Consider the following 4,070-nt stretch of genomic DNA (forward strand, 5'->3'; position numbering starts at 1 on the left):
GCCCGCCTGCCGCGCGTCCCGAGCCATTGCCCCGGCCAGGATGCGGCGGACGCCGCCGCGTCTCACCCCGCCCAGCGCCGCATCCGTATGCGCGACGGCCTGCCCGATCTGCTCTGGTTGTTGCTGGCCGTATTGCTGTTCGCCCTGCTGGCCGGGCAGCCGGGCATGGCCGCGCAACAGTCCCCATCGGCATCCGGTGCAACCGCAACCGATGCCGCCCCCCTTCCGGCACACTCCCCGAACGTCATGCATGACGCATCCGGGATCAAGGGAGAGACTCCCATGACCACACCCGCACCATGGCAGCGCTTTTCCAAGCCTGCGGACAAGGAACTGCGCGCCCGCCTCACCCCCCTGCAATACGAGGTCACCCAGAAGGAAGGTACCGAACGCGCCTTCCACAACGAATACTGGGATGAAAAGCGCCCGGGCATCTACGTGGACGTGGTGTCGGGCGAGCCGCTGTTCCTTTCGTCCGACAAGTACGATTCGGGCACCGGCTGGCCCAGCTTTACCCGGCCCGTGGCCCCGGAGGCGGTGACCGAACACGTGGACCGCACCCTGTGGATGGTGCGCACCGAGGTGCGCAGCCGCATTGCCGGGTCGCATCTGGGCCATGTCTTTCCTGACGGCCCGGCCCCCACGGGGCTGCGCTACTGCATGAACTCGGCCGCGCTGCGCTTTGTCCCGCGAGAGGCCATGCAGGCCGAAGGATACGGAGAATTCCTCGGGATGCTGCCGTAATCACCCGGCAAAATACGCACTTGCCGCTCTCTTCCGGCTCTGCTACACGGGCCGGATGAAGAACACCATCCGCCCGCTCGTCCGCCCGTTCGCCTTGGCCGCGCTGCTGTCCCTGACCCTGCCCTGCGCCGCCATGGCGTGGGACGGCTTCGACACCGAAACGGGCCACCTCGTGGAAGTCGACGTGGATGCCGTGCCCATGCGCGGCGAGATCATCGACGTGTTCGACTGCGACACCAAGGAGACGGCCACACTGATGGTGGACGCCGTGAAGAACAACGCCCGCACCGTGGAGATCACCGTGCGCGAGTCCGACACCGGGCGCACGCGCATCCTGGTGATGGAAGCCCGCTAGGGCACGCCATCCCGTCGGGCGTGGCCGCAGAACGCACCACCGGGTGCCGACTGCCGGATACCGACCGCCATACATCACGCAGGGCCGGACATTTTCATGCCCGGCCCTTGTTGTTGTCTTCTCTTCGCCTCTTGCGGCTATTGCCCCGGCAGTTTCATGCCCGGCGGCATGCCCATGCCTTCCAGCGTCTTCATGTCCGGCATGTTCTTCATGTCTGGCATGTCTTTCATATCGGGCATGCCGGGCATGTTCTTGCTCCGGGTGTACCCCTTGGGCACCTCGAACAGTGCGGCGGACTGCGCCCCCACCTTGATATTGCGGAACTCCTCGGTTTCGCCCGTTTCGCCGCGCTCCCGCAGGGGCACGTCGAACTCGTCGGCCGTCCACACCGTGGACACCGTGGTCCGGGCATGGCCCATGATCCTGGAGGTGACGGTGACCCGCTTCTTGCGCGTGTCGTAGCCGTTCACCTTTTCGCTGCCCAGCGGTTCTTCCTTCACGCTGCTCTCGCCCATGGGCATGGCAGGTGCACCGCTCCGGTTCATGTCGGCGAGGGCCTTCTCGTCCAGCGGCTGCTCGAAGTATGTCCTGGCCTCCACATCGACCATCCACTGCACCTTGCGATCAGGCCGCAGGATCAGCACCATGGGTCCCATGTCCTCTTGCGCGGGTATCTCCACGCGCATCTTGCCGCCGGAAAAGAACAGGCGGCTGGTGTTCTCCACCTTGCCCGCCGCGTCCAGCGACACCATGTCCCCGGCATAGTCACTGACGCTGCCCGCCCGCGCCGCCACGGCCCACCAGAGAACCGCCACGGCAAGGCACGACATGGTCAAAACCTTCATGGACGCGGCCCGCATCCCGTACATGTCCTGCATCCGGCTACCTCCATGCCCGTGTGCGCGGCACCGGGCGTGATTCGGCCATCCCCGCCTCACAGCATAGCGCACCCGCCGCAATGTGGGCAAACCCCTGATTCACCCCCGGGGCCTGGCATGCCCGGACAGCCCCTGCCGGACAGTTTCTGCCAGACCGCTTCTGGCAGACAGCTTCCGCCAGACAGCTTCTGGCAGCACAAAGGCCCGCCGCGATTGCGACGGGCCTTGCAGTCATGCCGGGCAGAAAAACGGGACGGGAACCCCGGGAGGAATGCTGAAGGCGCTGGCGTGCCCCCTGCGGGCCACCTACGGACGCACCGGCACCGTGGACACCGAGTTGTACGGGGAGCCGTCGATGATCTTGCGGCTTACCGCCAGGTAGACCAGGGTATTGCGATCCTTGTCCCACAGCCGGGTTACCCGCGTGGCCTTGAAGAACACCGAGGTGGATTCCTTGAACACGTTTTCCTTGGCGGGCAGTTTGTCCGGAATGGTGATGGGGCCGGTCTGGCTGCACGAAACGGAGAAGTTGGACGGGTCTTCCGCCAGGCCCAGGCTGCCGCTGATGCCGCCGGTCTTGGCCTGGCTGATGAAGCACGACACGCCGGGAATGCGCGGATCCTGGAAGGCGAAGACGCACACCTGATGGTTGGCGCCCAGCAGCTTCCATTCGGTGGTCACGCAGCCCACCTCGCTGTCGTCGGCGCGCGCGGGCGCGGCAAGGGCCAGCATGCCCAGCAGCAGAAGCAGCACAACGGAGGCCAGCAGGGCAGTGAAAAAGGTGTCGTCGCGGGCGGCGGCAAGGGCCACGGCGCGAGGGCGGGCGGTGCGGGTACGGAGATGCATGGTGAGGCTCCTTGGGCTTCGAGACGTCGGGTGAACGCAACCAGCTTTCAGGATAACGCATCGCGCGGACGATGCAAGGCCGTAATGACGGCGGGCAATCGGCCTGCTCCACTCAATGACGGGGCACGAGGCGAGATTGGCCGGCACGTGCAGCACAGGCGGGATGTGAAAACGGTCCGATCACCGAGGGAGGCTTCGGGACCGGGACTCACCCTACCGCCAGCGCACCAGCCCCAACGCATACCGCTCCACCGGGGCGTATTCGTCGGTCAGCGGGGGCACGTCGTCGCTGGCGGGCAGTTCCAGCCGCCGGGCCAGCATTTCGCGCACGTCCGGCGGCAGCGCACCGGCGGGCGTTTCCGGCAGCCCCGCCACGGGGCGGGCCACCAGCATCAGGTTCTGCACATAGTCCACGGAATCGGCGGTGGCCACGGCATACACCCGCACATCCGCGAACGAGGCGGCGAACGCCGCGCGGATGGCCCGGAACAGCCGCCCGTCCTCGCCCCCGGCAGCGGAGATGATGTTCATGACCACGGCCCCGTCGTCGGCCAGCAGCGCGTGCATGCGCCGGGCCGCCTCCACGGTGCCCACGTGGAAGGGCACGGAATAGTACGAGTTGAAAATGTCGGTGAAGATCAGGTCGTAGCGGGCCGCTCCGTCCCCATTCCCGGCGGCGCCGCCACGGCCCGCCGCAACCGCCCCGGCTCCGGCATCCGCAATCCCGGCACGCTGCCCTGCCTGCGCCCTCCGGTTCAGGAAGGCCCGCGCATCCTCGTGAAAGATGTGCAGCCGCGCATCGTCCGCCAGGCCGAAGTGGCGGCGGGCCACCCCGGTCATGCCGGGGTCCAGTTCCACCACGTCCACTCGCAACGTCTCCGCGTTCAGCCCGGCCCGCCCGGAAAGCAGCCACTTGGGCACGGAATACCCGCCGCCGCCCAGCATGAGCACCCGGCGCGCACCGGGCACCAGCGCCGGTCCCAAGGCGTAGAAGCGGGTGTATGGCAGGGCCAGTTCGGCCATGTCGTCAGGGTAGGCGGCGGACTGGTAGCGGCCCGGATCCGTGGCCAGCAGGCGCAGGGGCCGCCCGGCCTGGGTGGCGTCGTAGACCCGGATGTGGTTGTACGGCGTCTCGGTCACCCGCACCCCGTAGTAGCGCTCCGCAAAGGCGGCATAGGCGTGCGAGGCCCAGGCCAGCGCCCCCACCCCGACCAGCAGGGCCAGCCGGGCCAGCGGCGTGCGGGGGT

5 protein-coding genes are annotated in these 4,070 nt (G+C 67.6%); 2 read left to right on the forward strand and 3 right to left on the reverse strand.

The genetic code is table 11. The annotated features are described in order from the left end of the window. Together msrB and FVW27_RS09515 are read left to right on the forward strand one after the other, a co-directional pair. A partial coding sequence (gene msrB / locus FVW27_RS09510) for a peptide-methionine (R)-S-oxide reductase MsrB (protein WP_243838324.1) occupies nt 1–744 on the forward strand: 744 nt, incomplete at its 5' end. Nucleotides 745–799: 55 nt separating this feature from the next. Then, nucleotides 800–1,099 carry a DUF5334 family protein gene (locus FVW27_RS09515; RefSeq protein WP_167124634.1) on the forward strand — a complete coding sequence of 100 codons (300 nt, stop codon included), beginning with the start codon at nt 800–802 and terminating at the stop codon, nt 1,097–1,099. A gap of 137 nt (nt 1,100–1,236) precedes the next feature. Here FVW27_RS09515 and FVW27_RS09520 read toward each other — a convergent pair whose 3' ends face one another. From FVW27_RS09520 to FVW27_RS09530, 3 genes are all read right to left on the reverse strand, one after another. Then, a complete protein-coding gene (locus tag FVW27_RS09520) occupies nt 1,237–1,944 on the reverse strand; it encodes a DUF4412 domain-containing protein (RefSeq protein ID WP_243838325.1) in 708 nt (235 codons plus the stop codon). Nucleotides 1,945–2,283: 339 nt separating this feature from the next. Further along, the gene (locus FVW27_RS09525) at nt 2,284–2,823 is read right to left on the reverse strand and encodes a CreA family protein (protein WP_012612375.1); all 540 of its coding nucleotides are present in this window, start codon (nt 2,821–2,823) and stop codon (nt 2,284–2,286) included. Between the two features lie 213 nt (nt 2,824–3,036). Beyond that, nucleotides 3,037–4,070: spermidine synthase (locus FVW27_RS09530; RefSeq protein WP_167124636.1), on the reverse strand; the 1,034-nt coding region annotated here is incomplete at its 5' end.

It is taken from the genome of Nitratidesulfovibrio liaohensis, assembly GCF_011682075.1.
Taxonomy (GTDB): domain Bacteria; phylum Desulfobacterota; class Desulfovibrionia; order Desulfovibrionales; family Desulfovibrionaceae; genus Cupidesulfovibrio; species Cupidesulfovibrio liaohensis.